This window comes from Pseudomonas svalbardensis, from assembly GCF_030053115.1.
GTDB classification, from domain to species: Bacteria; Pseudomonadota; Gammaproteobacteria; order Pseudomonadales; family Pseudomonadaceae; genus Aquipseudomonas; species Aquipseudomonas svalbardensis.
The window spans coordinates 234,117-258,011 of sequence record NZ_CP125619.1 but is presented as its reverse complement, the minus strand read 5'-3'; the positions used below and the strand labels follow the sequence as shown (position 1 = coordinate 258,011).

General features: G+C 59.2%; 21 protein-coding genes and 1 pseudogene. 17 read left to right on the top strand and 5 right to left on the bottom strand.

The genetic code is table 11. The features are described 5' to 3' along the window. Window positions 1-298 precede the first annotated feature (298 nt). From QFX16_RS01160 to tauD, 7 genes are all read left to right on the top strand, one after another. A complete protein-coding gene (locus tag QFX16_RS01160; protein ID WP_283182502.1) occupies window positions 299-2,623 on the top strand; it encodes a Tex family protein in 2,325 nt (774 codons plus the stop codon). Then, a complete protein-coding gene (locus QFX16_RS01155; RefSeq protein ID WP_283182501.1) occupies window positions 2,623-3,006 on the top strand; it encodes a PaaI family thioesterase in 384 nt (127 codons plus the stop codon). The genes QFX16_RS01160 and QFX16_RS01155 overlap by 1 nt, the downstream gene beginning before the upstream one ends. Before the next feature lie 293 nt (window positions 3,007-3,299). Next, on the top strand, window positions 3,300-4,883 hold the full coding sequence (gshA, locus tag QFX16_RS01150; protein ID WP_283182500.1) for a glutamate--cysteine ligase: 1,584 nt from the start codon (window positions 3,300-3,302) through the stop codon (window positions 4,881-4,883). Window positions 4,884-5,066: 183 nt separating this feature from the next. Further along, a complete protein-coding gene (tauA, locus tag QFX16_RS01145) occupies window positions 5,067-6,044 on the top strand; it encodes a taurine ABC transporter substrate-binding protein (RefSeq protein WP_008149275.1) in 978 nt (325 codons plus the stop codon). Between the two features lie 15 nt (window positions 6,045-6,059). Next, window positions 6,060-6,854: a taurine ABC transporter ATP-binding subunit gene (tauB, locus tag QFX16_RS01140; RefSeq protein ID WP_283182499.1), complete on the top strand. Its 795-nt coding sequence runs from the start codon at window positions 6,060-6,062 to the stop codon at window positions 6,852-6,854. Further along, entirely contained in the window at window positions 6,851-7,684 is an 834-nt protein-coding gene (gene tauC / locus QFX16_RS01135) for a taurine ABC transporter permease TauC (protein WP_283182498.1), read from the top strand. Before tauB ends, tauC begins: the two co-directional genes overlap by 4 nt. Before the next feature lie 60 nt (window positions 7,685-7,744). Then, entirely contained in the window at window positions 7,745-8,587 is an 843-nt protein-coding gene (gene tauD / locus QFX16_RS01130) for a taurine dioxygenase (RefSeq protein ID WP_283182497.1), read from the top strand. A 51-nt stretch (window positions 8,588-8,638) separates the two neighbouring features. Here tauD and mgrA read toward each other — a convergent pair whose 3' ends face one another. The 3 genes from mgrA to QFX16_RS01115 all read right to left on the bottom strand — a co-directional run bounded on the left by mgrA (window position 8,639) and on the right by QFX16_RS01115 (window position 10,491). After that, window positions 8,639-9,676, bottom strand: coding sequence for an L-glyceraldehyde 3-phosphate reductase (gene mgrA, locus QFX16_RS01125; protein ID WP_283182496.1), 1,038 nt, complete (start codon window positions 9,674-9,676; stop codon window positions 8,639-8,641). Window positions 9,677-9,847: 171 nt separating this feature from the next. Next, a complete protein-coding gene (locus QFX16_RS01120) occupies window positions 9,848-10,312 on the bottom strand; it encodes a type II toxin-antitoxin system HicB family antitoxin (RefSeq protein WP_283182495.1) in 465 nt (154 codons plus the stop codon). Then, window positions 10,309-10,491, bottom strand: coding sequence for a type II toxin-antitoxin system HicA family toxin (locus QFX16_RS01115; RefSeq protein ID WP_046045491.1), 183 nt, complete (start codon window positions 10,489-10,491; stop codon window positions 10,309-10,311). Before QFX16_RS01115 ends, QFX16_RS01120 begins: the two co-directional genes overlap by 4 nt. Before the next feature lie 137 nt (window positions 10,492-10,628). Here QFX16_RS01115 and QFX16_RS01110 point away from each other — a divergent pair. Continuing rightward, window positions 10,629-10,937, top strand: a pseudogene (locus QFX16_RS01110) (SDR family oxidoreductase); the annotation flags it as partial. Between the two features lie 135 nt (window positions 10,938-11,072). Further along, window positions 11,073-11,333: a hypothetical protein gene (locus QFX16_RS01105; protein ID WP_095127627.1), complete on the top strand. Its 261-nt coding sequence runs from the start codon at window positions 11,073-11,075 to the stop codon at window positions 11,331-11,333. An 8-nt stretch (window positions 11,334-11,341) separates the two neighbouring features. Here the strand turns inward: QFX16_RS01105 and betT are convergent, their stop codons facing one another. Both betT and epsC read right to left on the bottom strand, forming a co-directional pair. After that, window positions 11,342-13,297 carry a choline transporter BetT gene (gene betT / locus QFX16_RS01100; protein ID WP_283184499.1) on the bottom strand — a complete coding sequence of 652 codons (1,956 nt, stop codon included), beginning with the start codon at window positions 13,295-13,297 and terminating at the stop codon, window positions 11,342-11,344. Between the two features lie 496 nt (window positions 13,298-13,793). Further along, window positions 13,794-14,720: a serine O-acetyltransferase EpsC gene (gene epsC, locus QFX16_RS01095; RefSeq protein ID WP_283182494.1), complete on the bottom strand. Its 927-nt coding sequence runs from the start codon at window positions 14,718-14,720 to the stop codon at window positions 13,794-13,796. Window positions 14,721-14,912: 192 nt separating this feature from the next. Here epsC and QFX16_RS01090 point away from each other — a divergent pair, with 192 nt between their 5' ends. The 8 genes from QFX16_RS01090 (at window position 14,913) to QFX16_RS01055 (ending at window position 23,822) form a co-directional block, all read left to right on the top strand. Then, a complete protein-coding gene (locus QFX16_RS01090) occupies window positions 14,913-15,905 on the top strand; it encodes a D-cysteine desulfhydrase (RefSeq protein ID WP_283182493.1) in 993 nt (330 codons plus the stop codon). A 236-nt stretch (window positions 15,906-16,141) separates the two neighbouring features. Beyond that, window positions 16,142-16,942 (top strand): cystine ABC transporter substrate-binding protein, encoded by an 801-nt coding sequence (tcyJ, locus tag QFX16_RS01085; RefSeq protein ID WP_283182492.1) that lies wholly within the window; start codon window positions 16,142-16,144, stop codon window positions 16,940-16,942. Next, window positions 16,942-17,607 (top strand): cystine ABC transporter permease, encoded by a 666-nt coding sequence (gene tcyL, locus QFX16_RS01080; RefSeq protein ID WP_033058489.1) that lies wholly within the window; start codon window positions 16,942-16,944, stop codon window positions 17,605-17,607. The genes tcyJ and tcyL overlap by 1 nt, the downstream gene beginning before the upstream one ends. 4 nt (window positions 17,608-17,611) lie before the next feature. Further along, window positions 17,612-18,367, top strand: a complete 756-nt coding sequence (gene tcyN, locus QFX16_RS01075; protein WP_283182491.1) for an L-cystine ABC transporter ATP-binding protein TcyN — start codon at window positions 17,612-17,614, stop codon at window positions 18,365-18,367. Window positions 18,368-18,869: 502 nt separating this feature from the next. Next, on the top strand, window positions 18,870-19,634 hold the full coding sequence (locus QFX16_RS01070; RefSeq protein ID WP_283182490.1) for a hypothetical protein: 765 nt from the start codon (window positions 18,870-18,872) through the stop codon (window positions 19,632-19,634). Window positions 19,635-19,990: 356 nt separating this feature from the next. Next, complete coding sequence (locus QFX16_RS01065) at window positions 19,991-21,232, top strand: SfnB family sulfur acquisition oxidoreductase (protein WP_283182489.1); 1,242 nt, start codon at window positions 19,991-19,993, stop codon at window positions 21,230-21,232. A 38-nt stretch (window positions 21,233-21,270) separates the two neighbouring features. Continuing rightward, window positions 21,271-22,464, top strand: a complete 1,194-nt coding sequence (locus tag QFX16_RS01060; protein ID WP_283182488.1) for an SfnB family sulfur acquisition oxidoreductase — start codon at window positions 21,271-21,273, stop codon at window positions 22,462-22,464. Then, window positions 22,464-23,822, top strand: a complete 1,359-nt coding sequence (locus QFX16_RS01055) for an LLM class flavin-dependent oxidoreductase (RefSeq protein WP_283182487.1) — start codon at window positions 22,464-22,466, stop codon at window positions 23,820-23,822. The genes QFX16_RS01060 and QFX16_RS01055 overlap by 1 nt, the downstream gene beginning before the upstream one ends. Window positions 23,823-23,895 lie beyond the last annotated feature (73 nt).

The following is a 23,895-nucleotide window of genomic DNA, read 5'->3' as shown; positions in this document are numbered from 1 at the left end:
TGTTAGCAGATTTTTCCTTGATCGCCAGGAATCCGGCCTTTCTGCCTACAGCCTGCGATGCCCCCGAATGACAGAACGCTGGTTATAATGCGCGGCCTTTTGTGTCAGGCAACGTCTGATCATTACTGTAGGTGGCCGTTTTTTATTTTCATGGCGCCGGCAGTAATTGTTCGATTTCACGGGTCAACGGGATACCTGTTGATCCAGGTAGCGGCGCAGGCCAGGCCGCTCAACCAGACTCGCCGAGCCTTTATCTCTGCGCCTGCGAGCCTGCTTTCACAATTTGTCAGGTGGTTTTATGGACAGCATCAACAGCCGCATCGCCGAGGAACTCGGCGTACGCCCACAACAGGTCGAAGCGGCCGTCGCGCTACTCGATGAAGGCTCCACGGTGCCCTTCATCGCCCGTTACCGGAAAGAAGTGACCGGCAGCCTCGATGACATCCAGTTGCGTCATCTGGAAGAGCGTCTGCGCTACCTGCGAGAACTCGACGAACGGCGTATCAGCATCCTTGCCAGCATCCAGGAACAAGGCAAGCTGACCCCGCAACTTGAACGCGACATTAAACTCGCCGACACCAAAACCCGCCTCGAAGACTTGTACCTGCCGTACAAGCAGAAGCGCCGCACCAAGGGCCAGATCGCCCTGGAAGCCGGCCTCGGTGAGCTGGCCGACGGCCTGTTCAACGACGCGACCCTGACCCCAGACGTCGAAGCCGCGCGCTTCGTCGACGCTGAAAAAGGCGTGGCCGACGTGAAGGCTGCCCTTGAAGGCGCCAAGTACATCCTCATGGAGCGTTTCGCCGAAAACGCCGGCCTGCTGGACAAGCTGCGCAGCTACCTCAAGCAGGAAGCCACTCTGAGTGCCCGCGTGATCGCCGGCAAAGAAGAGGAAGGCGCCAAGTTCCGCGACTACTTCGAACACGACGAACCGCTGAAAAGCATGCCGTCGCACCGCGCGCTGGCGATTTTCCGTGGCCGCAACGAAGGCATTCTGAGTTCGGCGCTGAAAGTCGGCGACGAACTGCCGGGCGCCATGCACCCGTGCGAAGGCATGATCGGCCAGCAATTCGGCATCCAGAACCAGAACCGCGCCGCCGACAAATGGCTGGGCGAAGTGGTGCGCTGGACCTGGAAGGTCAAGCTCTACACCCACCTCGAAACCGACCTGCTGGGCGAACTGCGCGATGGCGCAGAAACCGAAGCGATCAACGTGTTCGCTCACAACCTGCATGACTTGCTGCTGTCGGCGCCGGCTGGCCCGCGCGCCACATTGGGCCTCGACCCGGGCCTGCGCACCGGTTGCAAGGTCGCCGTGGTCGATTCCACCGGCAAACTGCTGGATCACGCCACGGTTTACCCGCACGTGCCTCACAACAAATGGGACCAGACCATCGCGATTCTGGCGGCCCTGTGCGCCAAGCATGCAGTGGACCTGATCGCCATCGGCAACGGCACCGCCAGCCGTGAAACCGACAAGCTGGCCGCTGAGCTGATCAAAAAATACCCAGCCATGAAGATGACCAAAGTCATGGTTTCCGAGGCCGGCGCATCGGTTTACTCGGCGTCGGAACTGGCTTCGAAAGAATTCCCGGACCTCGACGTGTCGATCCGTGGCGCCGTGTCGATTGCCCGTCGCCTGCAGGATCCACTGGCTGAGCTGGTGAAGATCGATCCGAAATCCATCGGCGTCGGCCAGTACCAGCACGACGTGTCGCAGCTGAAACTGGCGCGTGGCCTGGATGCAGTGGTCGAAGACTGCGTGAACGCCGTGGGCGTGGACGTGAACACCGCCTCCGTGGCGCTGCTGGCCCGCATCTCCGGCCTCAACGCGACCCTGGCACAGAACATCGTCAGCCACCGCGACGAGCACGGCGCGTTCAAGACTCGTGCTGCATTGAAGAAAGTCGCTCGTCTGGGCGAGAAAACCTTCGAACAGGCCGCTGGCTTCCTGCGCGTCATGAACGGCGACAACCCGCTGGATTCGTCTGCGGTTCACCCGGAAGCCTATCCGCTGGTCCAGCGCATCGCCGCTGAAACCGACCGCGACATTCGCTCGCTGATCGGCGATGCCAGTTTCCTCAAGCGTCTTGATCCGAAGAAGTACACCGACGAAACCTTCGGTCTGCCAACGGTCACCGACATCCTGCAAGAGCTGGAAAAACCTGGCCGCGATCCACGTCCCGAGTTCAAGACCGCCGAGTTCCAGGAAGGCGTCGAAGACCTCAAGGACTTGCAATTGGGCATGATCCTCGAAGGCGTGGTGACCAACGTGACCAACTTCGGTGCATTCGTCGACATCGGCGTGCATCAGGACGGTTTGGTGCACATCTCTGCGCTTTCGGAGAAGTTCATCAAGGATCCGCGTGAAGCGGTGAAGGCTGGCGACGTGGTGAAAGTGAAGGTCATGGAAGTCGACATCCCGCGCAAACGCGTTGGCCTGTCGATGCGCATGAGCGACACGCCGGGCGAGAAAATCGACGGTGCCCGTGGTGCACGTCCGGGTTCGGCGCCACGCCAGTCCCAGAACACCGCACCGCGTAAAGAAACCACGGCGGCGGCTCCGGCCAACAACGCCATGGCTTCGCTGTTCGCCAACGCCAAGCAGTTGAAGAAACGCTGATGAACATCCCGGCCGGGCTGACCGAAAGCGCTTTTTTCAAGTTGCTGGGGTGTCGCTTGCACAGTCTGGAAGCCGGGGTGGCGCAAGTCTCCCTCGGGCTTGCGCCAGAACTGCGCAATCGCGGCGGCAAGCTGCACGGCGGGGCCTTGTTCAGTCTGGTGGACATTGCCATGGGGCTGGCCTGTTCCAGCACCCATGGTTTTGACCAGCAGAGCGCGACCATCGAGTGCAAGATCAATTACATTCGCGCCGTCGCAGACGGTGAAGTGATTTGCACGGCGCGGGTGATCCACCCGGGCCGCCGCACGCTGGTGGTTGAAGCCGACGTGATGCAAGGCGACAAACTCGTCGCAAAAGCACAAGGCACGTTCGCTGTCCTGTAGATGAATGTCATCAATTTGAGTTAATTTCGGCGCTACGAAAGCTGCGTCGGGATTTTCTGTGGGAGCGGGCTTGCTCGCGAAAGCGGTGTTTCAGGAAACATTCAAGTCGCCTGACACACCGCCTTCGCGAGCAAGCCCGCTCCCACAGGGGATTGCGGCGATCAAACCTTGGCCGGCTGACAACAGTCCCGAGAGGTTCCCAAACCAGGCGAAAACGCCAGTTTCAACTTCACCCTTGTAGACCGTCTTGCCCACCCCCATATTGGGGCGACTGACGCGTGAAGGAATCCAACTTGAGCGAACTTCTCAACCGCCGCCTGGCTCTGCTCGGCGAGCGCGCTAACCTCTCTCTGCTCGAACAGTGCCTTCACGGCATCGAACGTGAATGCCTGCGCGTGACCGGCGAAGGTCGCCTGGCGCAAACGCCGCACCCGGAAGAATTGGGTTCCGCGCTGACCAACGAACAAATCACCACCGACTATTCCGAGTCGCTGTTGGAGTTCATCACGCCCGCCCTGCCCGACCCGGCAGACACCCTGGCGAGCCTGGACAAGATCCACCGTTTTGCCTACAGCAAGCTCGGCAGCGAGTACCTGTGGAGTCCATCGATGCCGTGCCCGTTGCCGGCCGAGGAAGACATCCCGATTGCCTATTACGGCACCTCCAACATCGGTCAGCTCAAGTACGTCTACCGCAAGGGCCTGGCCCTGCGGTACGGCAAGACCATGCAGTGCATCGCCGGGATCCACTACAACTTTTCCCTGCCGGAAAAGCTCTGGCCGCTGCTTAAAGAGGCTGAAGGCTTTGTCGGCACCGACCGCGATTATCAGTCGTCGGCCTACATCGCGCTGATCCGTAACTTCCGTCGCTACAGCTGGCTGCTGATGTACCTGTTCGGTGCTTCGCCTGCGCTGGACGCCGGTTTCCTGCGCGGTCGTTCGCACCAGTTGGAACAACTGGACCCGGACACCTTGTACTTGCCGTACGCCACCAGCCTGCGCATGAGTGACCTGGGTTACCAAAGCAACGCCCAGGCCGGTCTGACGCCGTGCTACAACGACTTGGCGAGCTATACCGATAGCCTGCGCAAAGCGGTCGCAACACCTTACGCGCCGTACGTCGAAATCGGCACGCATCAGGACGGTGAGTGGGTTCAGCTCAACACCAACATCCTGCAAATCGAAAACGAGTACTACTCCAACATTCGCCCGAAACGCGTGACCTACACCGGCGAACGGCCGATCCAGGCGCTGGTGGCCCGCGGCATTCAGTACGTTGAAGTGCGTTGCCTGGACATCAACCCGTTCCTGCCGATGGGCATCGACCTGCCGGAATCGCGGTTCCTCGATGCGTTCCTACTGTATTGCGCGCTGAACGACAGCCCGCTGCTGACCAATACCTCGTGCGGCAACGCAACTTCGAACTTCCTCAGCGTGGTCAAGGAAGGTCGCCGTCCGGGCCTGCAATTGCAACGCGACGGCCATCCGGTGGACCTGAAAGAGTGGGCCAGTGAGTTGCTGGAGATGATTGCACCACTGGCGGCGATGCTGGATCAGAGTCATGGCGGCGATGCACATAGCAAGGCACTGGATGCGCAGCTGGCCAAGGTCAAGGATCCATCGCTGACGCCATCGGCCCAGGTGCTGGTGGCAATGGCTGAGCACAAGGAGAGCTTTGCTCAGTTCTCCCTGCGTCAGAGCCAGGCACATGCGGAGTTTTTCCGCAGCGAGCCGCTTTCAAGTGAAGATCAGGCGAAATTTGAAGACCGGGCGCGTTCGTCGCTGGCCGAGCAGATTGAGCTGGAGCAGAACGAAGTCGGCGATTTCGATGTGTTTGTCGGGTCGTATCAGGCGAGCATTCTGGCGATCAGCAACTAACCTGCAATCGCAGGTCACCTGTGGGAGCGGGCTTGCTCGCTCCCACATGGATAACGATGTACTACTCTCTCTTAGAATTTTCCGCTCATAAGCTCATTCGAAAAAGTTATTTATTTTCGGATTCTTATATCATTTAGTCTCCTTTTCACGCCGACTCTCGGTCGCCTGACAAGGAGCTTCTCAATGAAACTGACTTTCCCCCTTCGCCTGCTGGCGGCCGCGTCTCTGGCTGCGGTGAGTTTCTTTGCCCAAGCGGCTGACGTCACCGTCGCCTACCAGACCACCGTAGACCCGGCGAAAGTCGCCCAGGCCGACGGCGCGTACGAAAAAGCCACCAACGCCAAGATCGACTGGCGCAAATTCGACAACGGCGCCGACATCATCGCCGCCATCGCTTCTGGCGACGTGCAGATCGGTTACCTCGGTTCCAGCCCCCTGACGGCGGCAATCACCCGCAAAGTCCCGGTAGAAACCTTCCTAATCGCCACGCAGATCGGCGCCGCTGAAGCCCTGGTTGCCCGCGACGGTTCCGGGATCAAAACCCCGCAGGATCTGATCGGCAAGAAAATCGCCGTGCCGTTCGTTTCCACCGGCCACTACAGCCTGTTGGCCGCGCTGAAGCACTGGAACATCGATCCATCGAAAGTCACCGTCCTCAACCTTGCCCCGCCTGCCATCATTGCCGCGTGGAAACGCGGTGACATCGACGCCACCTACGTGTGGGACCCAGCCCTTGGTGTCGCCAAGGAAAACGGCAAAGTGCTGATCACTTCCGGCGAACTGGCCAAGTTCGGCGCGCCGACCTTTGATGCGTGGATCGTGCGTAAAGACTTCGCCGAGAAGCACCCGGAAATCGTCACCGCGTTCGCCAAAGTGACCCTCGATGCCTACGCCGACTACCGCAAAGACCCGAAAGCCTGGCTCGCCAACCAATCCAACGTCGACAAGCTGGTGAAACTCTCCGGCGCCAAGGCCAGCGACATTCCATTGCTGCTGCAAGGCAACGTCTTCCCGCTGGCGGCTGATCAGGTGATCACCCTCGGCGCACCGACCACCAAAGCCATCACCGACACCGCCGCGTTCCTGAAAGAACAAGGCAAGGTTGAAGCCGTGCTGCCGGACTACGCCCCCTACGTCAGCGCAAAATACATCACCAACTGATCGGAGTTAACCGCGATGGCTTTGCTTCAGCTGGAGCGCATCAGCGCACAGTACCCCGGCGCCGCCGAACCGGTACTGGCGGATATTTCTCTGAGCCTTGGGCCCCAGCAATTGCTGGTCGCCCTCGGCCCGTCCGGCAGTGGCAAGACTTCGCTGTTGAACTTGATTGCCGGTTTCGTCGAGCCTAGCGCCGGGCGTATCACGCTTGATGGCGTGCCGGTCAAAGGCCCGAGCGCCGAACGCGGCGTGGTGTTCCAGGACGATGCCCTGCTGCCCTGGCAGGACGTGCTGGCCAACGTCGGTTTCGGTCTGGAACTGGCCGGCATTGCGCGGGAAAAACGTGAACTGCGCGCCCGGGAAATGCTCGCACTGGTGGACCTTTCCGGCTTCGAAAACCGTCGAATCTGGCAACTCTCGGGCGGTCAGAAGCAACGTGTCGGCCTGGCCCGTGCCCTTGCTGCTGATCCGCGCGTTTTGCTGATGGACGAACCCTTCGGCGCCCTCGACGCCTTCACCCGCGAACAGATGCAGGAGTTGCTGCTGCAAGTCTGGCAGCGCACCGCAAAACCCGTATTTCTGATTACTCACGACATCGAAGAAGCGGTGTTCCTCGCCACGGACCTGATTCTGCTGGCGCCAAACCCAGGGCAAATCGTCGAGCGCCTGAGCTTGGATTTCGGTCAGCGTTACGCCGCCGGGGAGTCGGCTCGATCGATCAAGTCCGACCCGCGCTTTATCGAAACCCGCGAACACGTGCTCGCCAAAGTGTTCTCCCAACGCAGCACCGCCCAGCGGCAGGAGACCGTATGAGCAGCTATGAGATTCCGGCCGTCACGGTCAAACCGCACTCGACGGTGATTCCTGTTCGTCGCAGCCTCAGTACTCGCTGGATCAGTCTGCTGACACTCGTCGCACTCGTGGTTATCTGGTGGGCCGTCACCGCCACTGGAATGATCGAACCGCTGTTCCTGCCGCCACCCTCCGCCATACTGCAAAAAGGCTGGCTGCTGGTGACCACCGGCTACATGGATTCAACGTTGTGGCAGCACCTTAGCGCGAGTCTCAGCCGAATCGGCCTGGGCCTGGGCTTTGCGGTGCTGACCGCCGTTCCCGTTGGAATCGCCATCGGCCACAATCGCATCGCTCGCGGCATTCTCGATCCGCTGATCGAGTTCTACCGCCCTATTCCACCGCTGGCTTATCTGCCGCTGATCGTGATTTGGTGCGGCATCGGTGAGCTATCGAAAGTCTTGCTGATCTACCTCGCGATTTTCGCCCCGATCGCCATCGCTACCGCGACCGGCGTGCGTACCGTCGACCCGGCCAAACTGCGCGCGGCACAGTCGTTGGGCGCGACCCGGGCGCAGTTGATTCGCCATGTGATTCTGCCGAGTGCGCTGCCGGATATTTTGACCGGTGTGCGCATCGGTCTGGGTGTAGGTTGGTCGACATTGGTCGCCGCCGAATTGATCGCCGCCACCAGTGGTTTGGGTTTCATGGTGCAGTCGGCCGCGCAGTTCCTGGTCACCGATGTGGTGGTGCTGGGAATTCTGGTGATCGCGCTGATCGCCTTCTCCATGGAAATGGGCTTGCGCGCCCTGCAACGCAAACTGGTGCCGTGGCATGGCCAGGCTCACTAAGACGTTTTGATCGCACTGACTACGCCGACAGCTCGGCGCCCCGGATTGAAGAGAAAGACCATGAGCAACCTGACAATCGTCCCCCTAAGCTCGGCCCTCGGCGCGCAAATCAGCGGCGTCGACATCAGCCAGCCGCTGAACCTGGAACAGCGTGACGCCATCGAGCAGGCGCTGCTCAAACATCAAGTGTTGTTCTTTCGCGATCAGCCGATCACACCGCAGCAGCAGGCACGTTTCGCCGCCAATTTCGGCGACCTGCACATTCACCCGATTTACCCGAATGTGCCGGAACAGCCCGAAGTGCTGATCCTCGACACCGCCGTCACCGACGTGCGCGACAACGCGATCTGGCACACCGACGTGACCTTCCTGCCGACTCCGGCCCTGGGCGCGGTGCTCAGCGCCAAGTTGTTACCGGAGTTTGGTGGCGACACGCTGTGGGCCAGCGGTATCGCGGCGTATGAAGCGCTTTCAGCGCCGATGAAAAACATGCTCGAAGGGCTGACGGCCACCCACGATTTCACTCGTTCGTTCCCGCTGGAGCGTTATGGCAACACGCCGGAAGCCTTGGACCAGTGGGAAGAAGCGCGCAGGAAAAACCCGCCGCTGTCACACCCGGTGATTCGCACTCATCCGGTGAGCGGACGCCGGTCGTTGTTCGTCAATGAAGGCTTCACCTCGAAGATCAATGAGCTGTCGGAAACCGAAAGCGAGGTGATTCTGAAGCTTCTGTTTGCCCACGCGACACGGCCGGAATTTACCATTCGCTGGCGTTGGCAGAAGGACGACGTAGCGTTTTGGGATAACCGCGTGACACAGCATTACGCCGTAGATGATTACCGGCCGGCTCGGCGGGTGATGCAGCGGGCGACGGTGTTGGGGGATGTGCCGTTTTTCCGGTAACCCGATCGCCCGATCGTTCCCACGCAGAGCGTGGAAACGATCAGTTAGAGGTCATTCAGCCGTCGAAGGCTTCTCCCAAAGATTGACCCCGCCCTCTTGGGCAAACCGGTCAATTTCCGCCAATTCCTCCGCACTAAAGCTCAGATTCTTCAACGCACCGACGTTCTCGATAATCTGCTCCGGCCGGCTCGCACCGATCAGCGCCGACGTCACGCGCGGATCGCGTAACGTCCACGCCAGTGCCAGCTGCGCCAGGCTCTGACCGCGACGCTTGGCGATCTCATTTAGCGCACGCACATGAGCGATGTTGGCTTCGGACAGGTGCGATGTCTGCAACGAACCACCGCCCGGACGATTGACCCGCGCGTCCGCCGGCACACCATTGAGGTACTTGTCGGTCAACAACCCCTGGGCCAATGGCGTAAACGCAATCACGCCCGTACCGAGTTCGTCCGTGGTATCCAACAGGTCTTTTTCCACCCAACGATTGAGCAGGTTGTAAGCCGGTTGGTGAATCAGCAACGGGACTTTCCACTCTTTCAGCAGCGCGGCCATTTCACGGGTTTTAACGCCCGAGTACGAGGAGATACCGATGTACAACGCCTTGCCCTGTTGCACGGCGGTGGCCAGTGCGCTGGCGGTTTCTTCCAGCGGCGTGTCCGGGTCGAAGCGGTGGGAATAGAAGATGTCCACGTAGTCCAGGCCCAGGCGCTGCAGGCTCTGGTCGAGGCTGGCCAGCACGTATTTACGTGAACCGCCGCCCTGACCATAAGGGCCGGCCCACATGTCCCAACCGGCCTTGCTCGAGATAATTAGCTCGTCGCGATACTGCTTGAAGTCTTCACGCAGCAAACGACCGAAATTGATCTCGGCGCTGCCATACGGGGGGCCGTAGTTGTTGGCCAGGTCGAAATGGTTGATACCAAGATCGAACGCGGTACGCAGCAACGAACGCTGGGTATCGATCGGCGTGCTGTCGCCGAAGTTGTGCCACAGGCCCAAGGACAGCGCCGGCAGCACCAGACCGCTGCGACCCACGCGGCGGTAAGGGATGGAGTCGTAGCGGTTTTCGGCAGCGGTGTAGGTCATCGAATCCTCTCTTGTCTGTCTTGAAGTTGGTATCGACTGCTTCGCAAGTTGCCCAGCATACGCCCAGACAAACGCCGATGAACCTCGGACTCGATAAAATGCTGAAACGTTTCATATACTTCATCTTTGCTGCCAGTTGATCGTTCCACTCTGCGTAGGAGCGATCAACATTTACGCCGACAACTCACGCAGGGCAGCGGCAGCCAAAAAGCCAGACCTTGAGCTGTACCGCTGATCCCGCCTGACTGTTTGATCAATACGCTCAAGCAACTGCTCAGGCAGTGTGGCATTGAAGCGCACCGACTTTCCGAAGTAAGGCGTGATATCGAATTCGACCACACCCCACACGCCGCCGGCGTAATCAGGGTTATCAAGATGAGCGTCGATCTCATGCACCTGCGGCAGTGGATCGCCATCGGCCACCAAGCCTTCGTAGTGCAACGACAGCGCTTCCTTCACGTTTTCAAATGCCTGCGCCACAGTACCGCCTGCGGAGAAACAACCCGGCACGTCCGGGATAATTACTCCGTATTCTGAGTCGGCATCCTTGTGCAGAACGACCGGGAATTTCATTTCGCTAAGTCCTTCCTGTGATGTGGCCCGCTCGGGGCTTTCGTATCCGGTGTCGGGGCTCATTTCAGACCCGCCTGTTTCAATATGCTGTTGATCGTTCCTTTTGGAAGATCCGAGTCCGGGTGCTTTATCGTCACCCTCCCTGGCTTGCACGGATGCTTGTACTGATGATGGCTGCCTTTCACGGCCACCAGATACCAACCATCCTCCTCGATCATCCTGATCATTTCCCGACTTCGCATCACCTTCGTCCTTGTGGGCAGCACCTGCTGCGTACACTACGCGACGAAGCTTCATGCCAATACACACCATACACACTCTGATAAATATTAGCCTATCGTGCAGAGGCCTGATTTCCCTATAGACCAGCGGCTACTGTGCGATCAAGGCAGATGTAGCGAACGCCGACGACGTACGCCGGATGTTCGACGAGACCGAAACGCAACTGGGCAAAGTCGATGTGCTGGTGAACAACGCCGGCATCCTCAAAGTCCTGCCGCTGGCGCAACACACGGATGAGCTGTTCGATCAGAACTTCAACATTCATGCTCGCGGCACGTTCAAGATGGCCCCGCTGGAACGCCTGGCTCAGCCAGAAGACATCGCCCGCGTTGTGTCGTTCCTGGTCGGGCCGGATTCGGGTTGGGTCAACGGGCAAATCCTGCGCGTCAGCGGCGGGCTAGTTTAACTATGCTCACTTGACACCGCAGCGCCCCTATCGCGAGCAGGCTCGCGCCCACAGGATTGCGACGATCTTGTGGGAGCGAGCCTGCTCGCGAAGGCGGCCCCAAAAACAACACACATTCGAAGGGCGGAACACATCATGCACACCACGATCATCATCACCTTCGGCCTGATCCTCCTGGCGCTGATGCTGTTCATCGGCGAGAAAATCGGCTTTAGTCGCCAAGTCCTGGCCTTCAGCTTTGTCGTGCTGTGGCTGGCGCTGACGCTGATCAACGGCGCGGTCGGCATGGTCAATGCCGGCCAGCCGTTCAGCACGGAACTGGTGGTCGGCAGCGCCGTGTTCGGTGTACCGGTGGCGGCGCTGGTGTTGTTCATGGTGTTGACCACCGAGACGTGAGTGTTCGATCAACGCACCAAATGCAAAAACTGCATGTGCCGCTCGTACTGATCAAGGATGTCGTTGATGATCTGCTCCTTGGTGTAACCCACCAGATCGTAGTCCTGACTGCCCTCGCTCAAGTGCACTTCAGCCCGGTAATAACGACGGTTGTTGAGTTCCTTGGAACCCATGCCGCCACGGGCAAAGGACGGCGTGAAGTAGCCACGCATCTGCACCTGATAGATAAACGGATGCTCCTCGCCGTGACCGATTTCCAGGCTGACGTTGTCGTTGGCCGGGTCCGGCTGAGTGACCACGTTCAAACCCTTCTCGACGAACACCGCCGAGACGTCTTCAATCGCCGGGCGCACCGTCGTATCGAGGAAGCGGTAAACCTCATCGCGAGATGGGAAATGCACGGCCTGAGTCAAGCGTTGACGCCAGCCGCCACGTCTCGATCCGGATACCGGTGCCAGGGAATGCATCTGCGCGATCTGCTTCTGCGACTCCAGGTAGAACGCTTTGTGCAGCCCCCACATCATCAGCAGCAAGATCATCGAGAACGGCAACGAGGTCAGTACCACCGCCGACTTCAATGCATCAATGCTGCCGGAGAACAGCAGCGCACTGGTCACCAGCGCGGTCATTGCGCCCCAGAACACTCGCAGCCATTTCGGCCCGTCTTCATCGGGATTACCGCCCTTGGCGGACAGCGTCGACAGCACCACGGTGCCCGAGTCGGCAGACGTCACGAAGAACACGAAGCTGATGAACACCGTGACCGCGATGACGGTTTTGCTCCACGGGTAGGTTTCCAGCAGCAGGTAGAGGGTCATCGACGGGTTGTCGATGGCCGACATACCGAGGGCGCTCATGCCGTGGTTGAGGACTTGATCGATGGCGCTATTACCGAAGATCGACATCCACGCGAGGGTGAAGCCGAGCGGAATCAGCAGCACGCCAAAGACGAATTCGCGAATGGTCCGGCCACGGGAAATCCGCGCGATGAACAGGCCCACGAACGGCGACCATGCAATCCACCAGGCCCAATAAAAGACCGTCCAACCGCCCAGCCAGTCACTGGGTTTGTCGTAAGCGTACAGGTCGAAACTCTTCATCGGCAACGCGCCGAGGTAATCGCCGATGTTCTGGATCAAGGTGTTGAGCAAATGCTGAGTGGGGCCGGCGAACAACACGAACAGCAGTAGCGCGCAGGCCAGCAGCATGTTGATGTCGGACATCACCCGCACGCCTTTATCGACGCCGGACACTGCAACGATGATCGCCGCACCCATCATCAACGTGATCAGACCGACCTGAACCCACTGGGTGTGAGCGATGCCGAACAGGTAATCGAGTCCCGAATTGAGGTGCAACACGCCAAAGCCCATGTCGGCGCCGAGGCCGAACACCGTGGCGATGATGCCGAAGCCGTCCACTGCGTAGCCGATCGGGCCATTGATGCGCTTGCCAATCAGCGGATAGAGCGCCGAACGCAGGGCTAGCGGCAGGTTATGCCGATAAGCGAAGTAGGCCAGCGCCATGCCGACAAAGGCGAACACGCCCCAGCCGTGCAGGCCCCAGTGCAGAAACAGAATCTGCATCGCCTGACGCGCCGCATCCGCCGTGCCCGCTTCGCCTTGCGGAGGTTGCGCCAAATGGGTCAGCGGTTCGGATACGCAAAAGAAAAACAGCGTGATGCTGATCCCGGCAGCGAACAGCATGCCGGCCCAGGACAGGTAACTGAATTCGGGTTCGTCGTGGTCGGCACCGAGCTTGATCTTGCCGTAGCCAGACAAGGCGGTGACCACCACGAAGACCAGATACAGGGTCATCGCGAGCATGTAATACCAGCCGACCGTGTTGGCCGCCCAGTTTTGCGCTTCCAGCAGCCAGGCACCGGCCTGTTCAGGCAAGGCAATAACCACAATGCCGAACAACAGAATGAAACCCGCGGCAAAGTAGAACACCGGCGGATTCATGCGGACCTGACCGCTAGCGGGGGTGGGCGATGCACTCATGAAAGGTGCACCTCGAGGGGGTGAAACAGGGCAATCAATAACGGACTCGGCAAAGGCAAGCCTCCTGTTGTGAGCGGGCAGCAAACCGGCGGTTAACTTGAATGAGCGTTCAAGTTAAACATGAATAGGGTGCTAAGGACTAATCGCAAGGCTCGGCGGCACTATTCGTACGCTAGCTCAAGGAAGGGTATGACGTGGGGTTTGGGGGATTCGTTCAGTGGAAATTGGCGAAATGCCATTATCTCTGTACAGATCTGAGATCCACCCCTCACCCTTACCCTCTCCCAAAGGGGCGAGGGGACTGACCGAGGTGCTTAGTAGACATTCTGCGACCTGAAATCCCGAGTCGAACTCAGGATTTGAAAAGCATGGAGATCGACCCCCTTTCCCCCTCTCCCCACTGGGGAGAGGGCTGGGGTGAGGGGTGGATCTCAAATCAGACAACGATTCTACCGCCCTACTTCTGCGTCCCGTCATCATGCTGCAGATTCGCTTGAGTCAGGTTGCTCCCCGCCGGCACGCTGCGGGTCAGCCAGACATTACCGCCAATGGTCGACCCCTCGCCGATGGTGATCCGCCCCAGAATCGTCGCACCGGCGTAGATCACTACGTCATCCTCGACAATCGGATGTCGCGGCTGCCCCTTCTGCAATTGACCGTCTTCATCCGCCGGGAAGCGCTTGGCGCCCAACGTCACGGCCTGATAAATCCGCACACGCTCGCCGATGATGGCGGTCTCGCCGATCACCACACCCGTCCCGTGATCGATGAAGAAGCTGCGACCAATCTGCGCGCCAGGGTGAATGTCGATGCCAGTGGCCGAGTGGGCGATCTCCGCGCTGATCCGTGCCAGCAGCGGCAAACCGGACCTGTACAAATGATGGGCCAGACGATGGTGAATCACCGCCAGAATCCCTGGATAGCACAGCAACACTTCATCGACACTGCGAGCCGCTGGATCGCCGTGATAGGCCGCCAGCACGTCGGTGTCGAGCAGACTGCGCAGCCCCGGCAATGCGAGGGCGAAGTCCTGAATGATCTGAATCGTTTTGGCCTCGACTTCAGTGTCGGCCTGGGCACTGTGGCGAGCGGCGTAGCGCAATTCGAATCGCGCCTGAGCCAGCAACGCGTTCAACGCAACGTCCAGCGTGTGGCCGACGTAGAAGTCTTCACTCTCCTCGCGCAAATCCACCGGGCCGAGGCGCATCGGGAACAACGCGCCACAGAGGGCTTCGAGAATCTCTGCCATGGCCGCTCGGGAAGGCAACTCGCGACCGCCCTGTTCGGTGCTGGCGCGACCATTTTGTACGCGCCACTGATCACGCGCCGTGCGCAGTTGGCTGACAATGGTCTGCAGTTGCCAATGACTGGAACGCTCGCTCACGGTAAAAACTCCTCACGGGCGGCCGGACTGTCTGGCCGCGTTAACCGCGATTACTTTACGGCATGGTCTGGAAGCCGAATTAAGAACCGATTGTGCTGTGCTCAGCACTTTTGGGCATAAGGCGATTGGCAGTTGCCCCGCTAAATAGGCGTGCCTATAGTCCTGTCATCTCCCTCCGCCAGTACGGACCCCATGATCAAACAACAGCTTGCCCGCTTTAACCGCCTCGACCTGCTCGGTCATCCTACCGCCCTGGAAAAACTCGAACGCCTGTCGGCCTGGTTGGGCCGCGATGTGTACGTCAAGCGTGATGACCTGACGCCGCTGGCGATGGGCGGCAACAAGCTGCGCAAACTCGAATACCTGGCGGCCGATGCACTGGCACAAGGCGCCGACACCTTGATCACCGCTGGCGCGCTTCAGTCCAACCACGTGCGCCAGACTGCCGCCATTGCGGCCAAGCTTGGTCTGAGCTGCGTTGCGTTGCTGGAAAACCCTCTCGGCACCGACGACGCTAACTATGTCGGTAACGGCAATCGACTGTTGCTTGACCTGTTCGATGCCAAGGTTGAGTTGGTGGAGAACCTCGACAATGCCGACGAGCAATTGCAGGCTCTGGCCGACCGTCTATGCAACAACGGCAAGAAGCCGTACTTGGTGCCGATTGGTGGTTCCAATGCGCTGGGTGCTTTGGGTTATGTGCGTGCCGGGCTGGAACTGGCTGAGCAGATCAAGGACACCGGGCTGACATTTGCCGCCGTGGTTCTGGCCTCGGGCAGTGCCGGGACCCACAGCGGTCTGGCGCTGGCGTTAAGTGAAGTACTGCCGGATTTGCCAGTGATTGGTGTCACGGTTTCCCGTAGCGATGAAGATCAGCGCCCGAAAGTCCAGGGCCTCGCCGAGCGCACTGCAGAGCTGCTGGGCGTGAGCCTGCCAGCGAGTTTCAAGGTCGAGTTGTGGGACGAGTATTTCGGCCCGCGCTATGGCGAGCCGAATGCCGGGACACTGTCGGCGGTGAAGCTGGTGGCGAGTCAGGAAGGGCTGTTGCTCGATCCGGTCTATACCGGCAAGGCCATGGCGGGTTTGCTCGATGGCATCGGCCGCCAGCGCTTCAATGACGGCCCGATCATCTTCTTGCACACCGGTGGGGCACCGGCGTTGTTTGCCTACAAAGACTTTCTTTAACGACCAGGCTGATCATCGTTCCCACGCCTGCGTGGGAACGATCAATATTCGATTAAAGAATAACAAACTTAATATTTATTATTTTCCTATCTAAAAGCCTCGTCATATAGTCGCGCCGCAGGCGAATTTGCAGCGAGACGCATACGATGCTTTAGGGCAGGATATCGCAGTCGTTCAATTCCCGAATTTGCCAACATTCCTAAAGCGTCTTCCATAAGAAAACACAGGGGCTTGTCATGAATTTTTCTGCACTACGTCGAAACCTGCTGGTTGGTTCGTTGGGCCTGGCGCTGAGCGCCGGTCTGTTGGGGCAAGCAGTTGCCGGTGAGCAGCTGCAAAAAATCAAAGACGCTGGCGTTATCAACGTCGGTCTGGAAGGCACTTATCCACCGTTCAGTTTCGTCGACGCCGACGGCAAGCTGGCCGGCTTCGAAGTCGAGTTCTCCGAAGCCCTGGCCAAAGAGCTGGGCGTGAAGGTCAAACTGCAACCAACCAAATGGGACGGCATCCTCGCAGCCCTGGAATCCAAACGTCTGGACGCCGTGATCAACCAGGTAACCATCTCCGAAGAGCGCAAGAAGAAGTATGACTTCTCCGAGCCGTACACCGTTTCCGGGATTCAGGCGCTGGTGCTAACCAAGAAGGCTGCGGAGCTGAACATCAAGACTGCCGCCGATCTGGCCGGCAAAAAAGTCGGTGTAGGCCTGGGCACCAACTACGAGCAGTGGCTCAAGGACAATCAGCCAAAAGCCATCATCAAGACCTATGACGATGATCCGACCAAGTTCCAGGATCTGCGCGTCGGCCGCATCGACGCCATTCTGATCGACCGCCTCGCCGCGCTGGAATACGCCAAGAAGGCCAAGGACACTGCCGCCGCCGGCGAAGCGTTCTCCCGCCAGGAAGCTGGCATCGCCCTGCGCAAAGGCGAGCCTGAGTTGCTGGCAGCAGTGAACAAGGCCATCGACAAGCTGCGTGCCGACGGTACGCTGAAAAAGCTTTCGGAAAAATACTTCAGCGCTGACGTCACTAAATAATGGAAGAAGCTTTCCAACTCGCGCTGGATTCCGCGCCCTTCCTGCTGAAGGGCGCGTATTACACGGTAATCTTGAGCTTGGGCGGGATGTTCTTCGGCCTGGTGATGGGCTTCGGCCTGGCATTGATGCGACTGTCGCGCTTCAAACTGGTGAGCTGGATCGCCCGCATCTACGTGTCGTTCTTTCGCGGCACACCGTTGCTGGTGCAACTGTTCGTGATCTATTACGGCTTGCCGCAATTGGGCATCGAACTTGATCCGCTGCCGGCGGCCCTGATCGGCTTCTCGCTTAACATGGCGGCCTATGCCTGCGAAATCCTCCGCGCCGCGATCAGCTCCATTGAGCGCGGTCAGTGGGAAGCCGCCGCGAGTATCGGCATGACCCGTGCGCAGACCCTGCGTCGGGCCATCCTGCCGCAAGCGATGCGCACGGCCCTGCCACCGCTGGGCAACAGCTTCATTTCGCTTGTGAAGGACACCGCGCTGGCAGCCACTATTCAGGTGCCGGAACTGTTCCGTCAGGCGCAGCTGATTACCGCCCGTACCTTTGAAATTTTCACCATGTACCTTGCCGCCGCGCTGATCTACTGGATTCTGGCCACGGTGCTTTCGCACCTGCAGAACCAGTTGGAAGCACGGGTCAATCGGCACGACCTGGAGTCCTGACCCAATGATTGTCGTGGAAAAACTGACAAAGCAGTTCAAGGGTCAAGTGGTGCTCAACGGCATCGATCTGCAAGTGAAGGAAGGCGAGGTGGTGGCGATCATCGGGCCTAGCGGCTCGGGTAAAACAACGTTCCTGCGTTGCCTGAATTTCCTGGAAGAACCCACCAGCGGCCGGATCAAGGTCGGTGACATCGAGATCGATGGCAGCCGCCCGTTGAACCAGCAGCAGAGCCTGGTACGACGGTTACGCCAGCACGTAGGTTTCGTGTTCCAGAGCTTCAACCTGTTCCCCCATCGCACCGCCCTGGAAAACGTCATCGAAGGCCCGATCGTGGTGAAAAAAATCCCACATGCCGAAGCCGTTGCCTTGGGTAAAAAGCTCTTGGCCAGGGTTGGCCTGGCGGGCAAGGAAGACGCTTACCCGCGACGCCTTTCCGGTGGTCAGCAACAGCGTGTGGCGATTGCCCGCGCGCTGGCGATGGAGCCGGAAGTGATTCTGTTCGACGAACCTACCTCAGCCCTCGACCCGGAGCTGGTGGGTGAAGTACTGGCGACCATCCGCAGCCTCGCCGAAGAGCGACGCACCATGGTCATCGTCACCCACGAAATGGGCTTTGCCCGGGACGTGGCGAACCGCGTGGTGTTTTTCGACAAGGGTGTGATCGTCGAACAAGGCGAAGCCAAGGCGCTGTTTGCCAACCCGAAAGAAGAGCGGACTAAGCAGTTTCTCAGCAAGTTCCTGAATAACGCTCACCACTGAAATATCGCTTCACTACTTGTCAATTTCCATGGACGGAAGTGACAACCACCCCTACTAACAAAACCTCTCGATATATTCTCTTCGCTTATTCATCCACCCGAACAATAGATAATTTTTTATTGCTGCGTGCGGTACATATATATGTCCTGCAACAGAATAACCTCGCCTAAAATCCGCCAAACCCAGCGCCCTCACCGAACCGGCCTTCCCCGTCAGCAGAGCGCTGAAAGCCCATAAAACAAGGTAAAAGTCGACAGAGCGGTGCAGCTTATTAACTTCAACACGTAGGATTTTTCTGAATAACACTAGATCCAACACTTAACTAGCAAACTCTATTGACACCTATTCAAGCGCACTCTTATCTAGTCTCCAACAGGCGTTAAACCTCAAACTCATTCATTATTTAATCTCACAAATAGCGAATAACTTTGTTGCTCGGTAATTCACGCCTTTCAAACTTTCAGAAACGGACTTTCGCTGCAAGGCTTCAAGGAGAACCCCCATGACAAGCACTTCGAACAAACCCGAGCTTGCGGCCCCGACCCTGGCGCAATCTCACAAGACCTGCATCAACATCACCTCGGCGGCGCGCCTGCTGATCGATGTGGCGCCCTACTCCGGCATGGACGAAGGCGACCTGATCGAATTGTTCTGGGACAACTGCTACGTGGCCTCCAGAGTGCTGACGGCCAACGATGTCGGCCAACCGGTGCAACTGCGTGTGCCCGAGAGCTTCATCGCCAATGGCACCTCGCGCGTTCACTACCGGATCATGCAGATCGGGCAAGGGCCAACCCTGTCCGCCGCCAGACGGGTGCAGATCAAACTCGACTGCCCCGGCGGCCAACCGTCTGCGCTGTGCGGCGATGAAAACCAGAGTCTGGAGCCCGTGAATATCCCCGAGACCATTCGCCGTCAGGGAGTCAATCCGAACCAGATCAAGCGCGGCGTTCCATTGACCATCGAGCCTTACCTGAACATGGCCGCCGACGACGAAATCACCCTGCGCTGGGGCGATGTGCGCATGGATCTGCCACGACTCAAGGCCGGCGATGTCGGCCAGCCGATCCAGGTCTGGGTGCCGCCGGCGATCATTCTCGAAGCCGGCGAAGACCTGCGGCTGGAAGTGACTTACTGCATCCTCGACCGGGTGGGCAACAACTCCCGCTGGGCACCACCGCGCAGGCTGAAGATCGGTTGCGCCAATCCCTATTTGAAGGCCCGGCCAAAGGAGATACTCATGGCCGCCGAACCCCGCAAACACTGAGATCCCTGTAGCAGCTGGCGAAGCCTGCGTTCGGCTGCGCAGCAGTCGTAAATCCTGAGTCCGCGATTAACCTGAATGACCGCGACGCCTGATTTCACGACTGCTACGCAGCCGAACGCAGGCTTTGCCAGCTGCTAGAAGGATCTGTGAGACCCCTTCTATGCTTATTCCTAAAAGTTAGTTTATTAATTTTTTATACACGCTTAGGGTATATGTACCGGACCACCGGACATTCTTGTTTTCGTTCGTCGCAACCCTCGCGACGTTTCCATGAGATGTGAGGTAGGTATGGTCCGGAACACAATCACCCCAGTGCAGATCGCCAGGGCATTGCGTGCAGCCAAGGAGCGGCACTGATGTCCAGTCTGGCAGATGCAATCGTCCAGAGTGATCTGGATATCGCCCCCCTGTTGTTGCCCGCGCAGGTCTTGCGCAACGACGCACAAGCCATCAAGGCCGCCCATGAGCTGGCGCAAGTCGCTCGCCTGCAAGCAGCCAAACGCGACCAGCAGCGCAAGCTGCCATGGTCGGAAATCGAACAGTTCACCCGCAGCGGCCTGGGCAGCATTGCCATCCCGCGTGAGTACGGTGGCCCGCAGGTTTCGTTCGTCACGGTTGCCGACGTATTCGCGATCATTTCCGCTGCCGACCCGGCATTGGGACAGATCCCGCAAAACCAGTTCGGCATTCTCAACCTGGTGCTCGGCAGCGCCACTGAATCGCAGAAAAAACAGCTGTTCAAAAGCGTGCTTGACGGCTGGCGAATCGGTAACGCGGGACCTGAACGCGGTACCAAAAACACCCTTGAACTCAAGGCGCGAATCACCGCCAACGGCGACGGCTTCGTCCTCAACGGGCAGAAGTTCTATTCCACCGGCGCCCTGTTCGCCCACTGGGTCGCCGTCAAGGCGCTGAACGACGATGGCAAGCAGGTTCTGGCCTTCGTCCGCCGCGGTACACCGGGCCTGCGCATCGTGGATGACTGGTCGGGCTTCGGCCAACGCACCACCGCCAGCGGCACCATTTTGCTCAACAACGTGCAGGTCGACGCCGAGCTGGTGGTGGATAACTGGAAGATCAATGACAGCCCGAACATTCAGGGTGCCGTGTCGCAGCTGATTCAAGCAGCCATTGACGCCGGCATCGCCCGGGGCGCCATCGACGACGCCATCGATTTCGTGAAAACCCGTGCACGGCCGTGGATCGACGCCAAGGTCGAACGGGCCAGCGACGACCTCTATGTGATCGCCGACATCGGCAAACTGAAAATCGAACTGCACGCCGCCGAAGCGCTGCTGCGCAAAGCCGGGCAAGTGCTCGATCAAGTCAACGCCGCGCCCCTCACCGCCGAGTCCGCCGCGCGCGCGTCGATTGCCGTGGCCGAAGCCAAAGTGCTGACCACCGAGATCTCGCTGCTGGCCAGCGAAAAGCTTTTCGAACTGGCCGGCAGCCGCGCGACCCTCGCCGAATTCAACCTCGACCGCCATTGGCGCAACGCCCGCGTGCACACGCTGCACGATCCGGTGCGCTGGAAATATCACGCAGTCGGCACCTATCACCTGAACGGCACTTTGCCCGCTCGGCATTCCTGGATTTAACGACCAGAACACTTTTGACCAGATCTCTGGAGAAACACATGACTCTTTCTCACCACGTCGCGGTCATAACCAGCGATGAGCAAGCCCTGATCGTCGCCAGTGACCTGGCCGAAGATTTCAAACGCGACAGCGCCCTGCGCGACCGCGAACGCCGTTTGCCACACCCGGAACTGGAAGTGTTTTCCCGCTCGGGTCTTTGGGGCATCAGCGTGCCAAAAGAATATGGCGGCGCCGGGGTTTCCAACGTCACCTTGGCCAAGGTGATCGCGCTGATCGCCCAGGCTGACGGTTCCCTCGGCCAGATTCCGCAGAACCATTTCTACGCGCTCGAAGTGTTGCGGGTGAATGGCAGCGAAGAGCAGAAAAAACGCCTGTACGCAGAAGTGCTGGCCGGCCAACGCTTCGGCAATGCCCTCGCGGAACTGGGGACCAAAACCGCCCATGACCGCGTCACCAGCCTGACCCGCGGCGGTGACGGCTATCGCATCAACGGCCGCAAGTTTTACGCCACGGGCGCTATTTATGCTCAGCGCATTCCGACGTCGGTCGTGGACGAAAACGGTGTTCAGCAACTCGCTTTCGTCCCTCGTAACGCCAAGGGTCTGACGGTGATCGACGACTGGAGCGGCTTCGGCCAGCGCACCACCGGCAGCGGTTCGGTGGTGTTTGAAGACGTCTACGTCGCCGCCGAAGACGTGATCCCGTTTCAGAGCGCGTTCGAGCGCCCGACCACCGTCGGCCCGCTGGCGCAGATTCTTCATGCTGCTATCGACACCGGCATCGCCCGCGCCGCCTATGAAGATGCGCTGCATTTCGTACGCACCAAGACCCGGCCGTGGATCGATTCCGGCAACGACAAAGCCACCGAAGACCCACTGACCATCAAGAGCTTCGGCCACTTGAGCATTCGTCTGCACGCCACCGAAGCCTTGCTGGAACGCTCCGGCGAATTCCTCGACAAGGCTCAGGCCAAGACCAACGCCGAGACCGTCGCCGCCGCGTCGATTGCCGTCGCCGAAGCCCGCGCCATCAGCACCGAGATTTCCCTCGCCGCTGGCAGCACGCTGTTTGAACTGGCCGGCAGCCAGGCAACCCTGATCGAACAGGGTCTGGACCGTCACTGGCGCAACGCTCGGGTACACACGCTGCACGACCCTGTGCGCTGGAAGTATCACGCGGTCGGCAATTACTACCTCAACGATGAAAACCCGCCACTGCGGGGGACCATCTGATGGCCGATGCCAAAAAGAAGATCCTGCTCAACGCGTTCAACATGAACTGCATCGGGCACATCAACCATGGTCTGTGGACGCATCCCCGGGACACTTCAACCCAATACAAAACGATCGAATACTGGACCGAACTGGCGCAATTGCTGGAGCGCGGACTGTTCGATGGCCTGTTCATCGCTGACATCGTCGGCGTGTACGACGTCTACCAAAACTCGGTGGACGTACCGCTCAAAGAGTCGATCCAGTTGCCGGTCAATGACCCGCTGCTGTTGGTCTCGGCCATGGCCGCGGTCACCAAAAACCTTGGCTTCGGTCTCACCGCCAACCTGACTTACGAACCGCCGTATCTGTTCGCCCGACGCATGTCCACGCTCGACCATCTGAGTCGCGGCCGGGTCGGCTGGAACATCGTCACCGGCTACCTCGACAGCGCCGCCAAGGCCATGGGTTTGAGTGAACAGGTGGAACACGACCGTCGTTACGACCAGGCCGATGAATACCTGCAAGTGCTCTACAAACTCTGGGAAGGCAGCTGGGAAAACGGCGCGGTGCTTAACGATCCGCAACAGCGGATCTATGCGCAGCCCGAGAAAGTGCACAAGGTCGAGCACAAGGGCGAGTTCTATCAGGTCGAGGGTTATCACCTCTGCGAGCCGTCGCCGCAGCGCACACCCGTGCTGTTCCAGGCCGGCAGTTCGGATCGTGGTTTGCTGTTCGCCGGGCGACATGCCGAGTGCGTGTTCATCAGCGGCCAGAACAAACCATCGACCAAGATTCAAGTGGACAAGGTGCGCGCCAGTGCCGTTGAGGCCGGGCGCAATCCTGAGGACATCAAGGTGTTCATGGGGCTGAGCGTGATTGTCGGCGCCACCGAAGAACTGGCCTGGGCCAAGCACGCCGAGTACTTGAGCTACGCCAGTGCCGAGGCCGGCGTGGCGCATTTCTCGGCCTCCACCGGGATCGATTTTTCCGAGTACGAAATCGACGAACCAATCCAGTACGTGAAGAGCAACGCGATCCAGTCCGCCACCAAGAACCTGCAAAACAACGACTGGACCCGCCGCAAATTACTCGAGCAACACGCGCTTGGTGGTCGCTACATCACGGTGGTCGGTTCGCCTGAGCAAGTGGCTGATGAGCTGGAATCGTGGATCGCGGAAACCGGGCTGGATGGCTTCAATCTGACGCGAATTGTCACGCCGGAAAGCTATGTGGATTTCATTGAGCTTGTGATTCCGGAATTGCAACGCAGAGGGTCGTACAAGACCGCTTACGACCCTGGCAGCCTGCGGGAAAAACTGTTTCACGGTGAAGCGCATTTGCCAGAGCAACATACCGGATCTGCGTTCCGACGCTAAAAGCTTCGCGGGCAAGCCTCGCTCCTACAGGTTTTACATCGCCCGTGCGATCACAGTTCCCCCGTAGGAGCGA

Coding starts and splice junctions, on each gene's coding strand:
- tcyJ (WP_283182492.1), top strand. CDS start 16,142: ATGAATTTTTCTGCACTACGTCGAAACCTGCTGGTTGGTTCGTTGGGC.
- tauD (WP_283182497.1), top strand. CDS start 7,745: ATGAGCAACCTGACAATCGTCCCCCTAAGCTCGGCCCTCGGCGCGCAA.
- QFX16_RS01055 (WP_283182487.1), top strand. CDS start 22,464: ATGGCCGATGCCAAAAAGAAGATCCTGCTCAACGCGTTCAACATGAAC.
- QFX16_RS01060 (WP_283182488.1), top strand. CDS start 21,271: ATGACTCTTTCTCACCACGTCGCGGTCATAACCAGCGATGAGCAAGCC.
- QFX16_RS01065 (WP_283182489.1), top strand. CDS start 19,991: ATGTCCAGTCTGGCAGATGCAATCGTCCAGAGTGATCTGGATATCGCC.
- tcyL (WP_033058489.1), top strand. CDS start 16,942: ATGGAAGAAGCTTTCCAACTCGCGCTGGATTCCGCGCCCTTCCTGCTG.
- betT (WP_283184499.1), bottom strand. CDS start 13,297: ATGAATCCGCCGGTGTTCTACTTTGCCGCGGGTTTCATTCTGTTGTTC.
- QFX16_RS01155 (WP_283182501.1), top strand. CDS start 2,623: ATGAACATCCCGGCCGGGCTGACCGAAAGCGCTTTTTTCAAGTTGCTG.
- QFX16_RS01115 (WP_046045491.1), bottom strand. CDS start 10,491: ATGCGAAGTCGGGAAATGATCAGGATGATCGAGGAGGATGGTTGGTAT.
- QFX16_RS01090 (WP_283182493.1), top strand. CDS start 14,913: ATGATCAAACAACAGCTTGCCCGCTTTAACCGCCTCGACCTGCTCGGT.
- QFX16_RS01105 (WP_095127627.1), top strand. CDS start 11,073: ATGCACACCACGATCATCATCACCTTCGGCCTGATCCTCCTGGCGCTG.
- mgrA (WP_283182496.1), bottom strand. CDS start 9,676: ATGACCTACACCGCTGCCGAAAACCGCTACGACTCCATCCCTTACCGC.
- QFX16_RS01120 (WP_283182495.1), bottom strand. CDS start 10,312: ATGAGCCCCGACACCGGATACGAAAGCCCCGAGCGGGCCACATCACAG.
- QFX16_RS01160 (WP_283182502.1), top strand. CDS start 299: ATGGACAGCATCAACAGCCGCATCGCCGAGGAACTCGGCGTACGCCCA.
- tauC (WP_283182498.1), top strand. CDS start 6,851: ATGAGCAGCTATGAGATTCCGGCCGTCACGGTCAAACCGCACTCGACG.
- tcyN (WP_283182491.1), top strand. CDS start 17,612: ATGATTGTCGTGGAAAAACTGACAAAGCAGTTCAAGGGTCAAGTGGTG.
- tauA (WP_008149275.1), top strand. CDS start 5,067: ATGAAACTGACTTTCCCCCTTCGCCTGCTGGCGGCCGCGTCTCTGGCT.
- tauB (WP_283182499.1), top strand. CDS start 6,060: ATGGCTTTGCTTCAGCTGGAGCGCATCAGCGCACAGTACCCCGGCGCC.
- QFX16_RS01070 (WP_283182490.1), top strand. CDS start 18,870: ATGACAAGCACTTCGAACAAACCCGAGCTTGCGGCCCCGACCCTGGCG.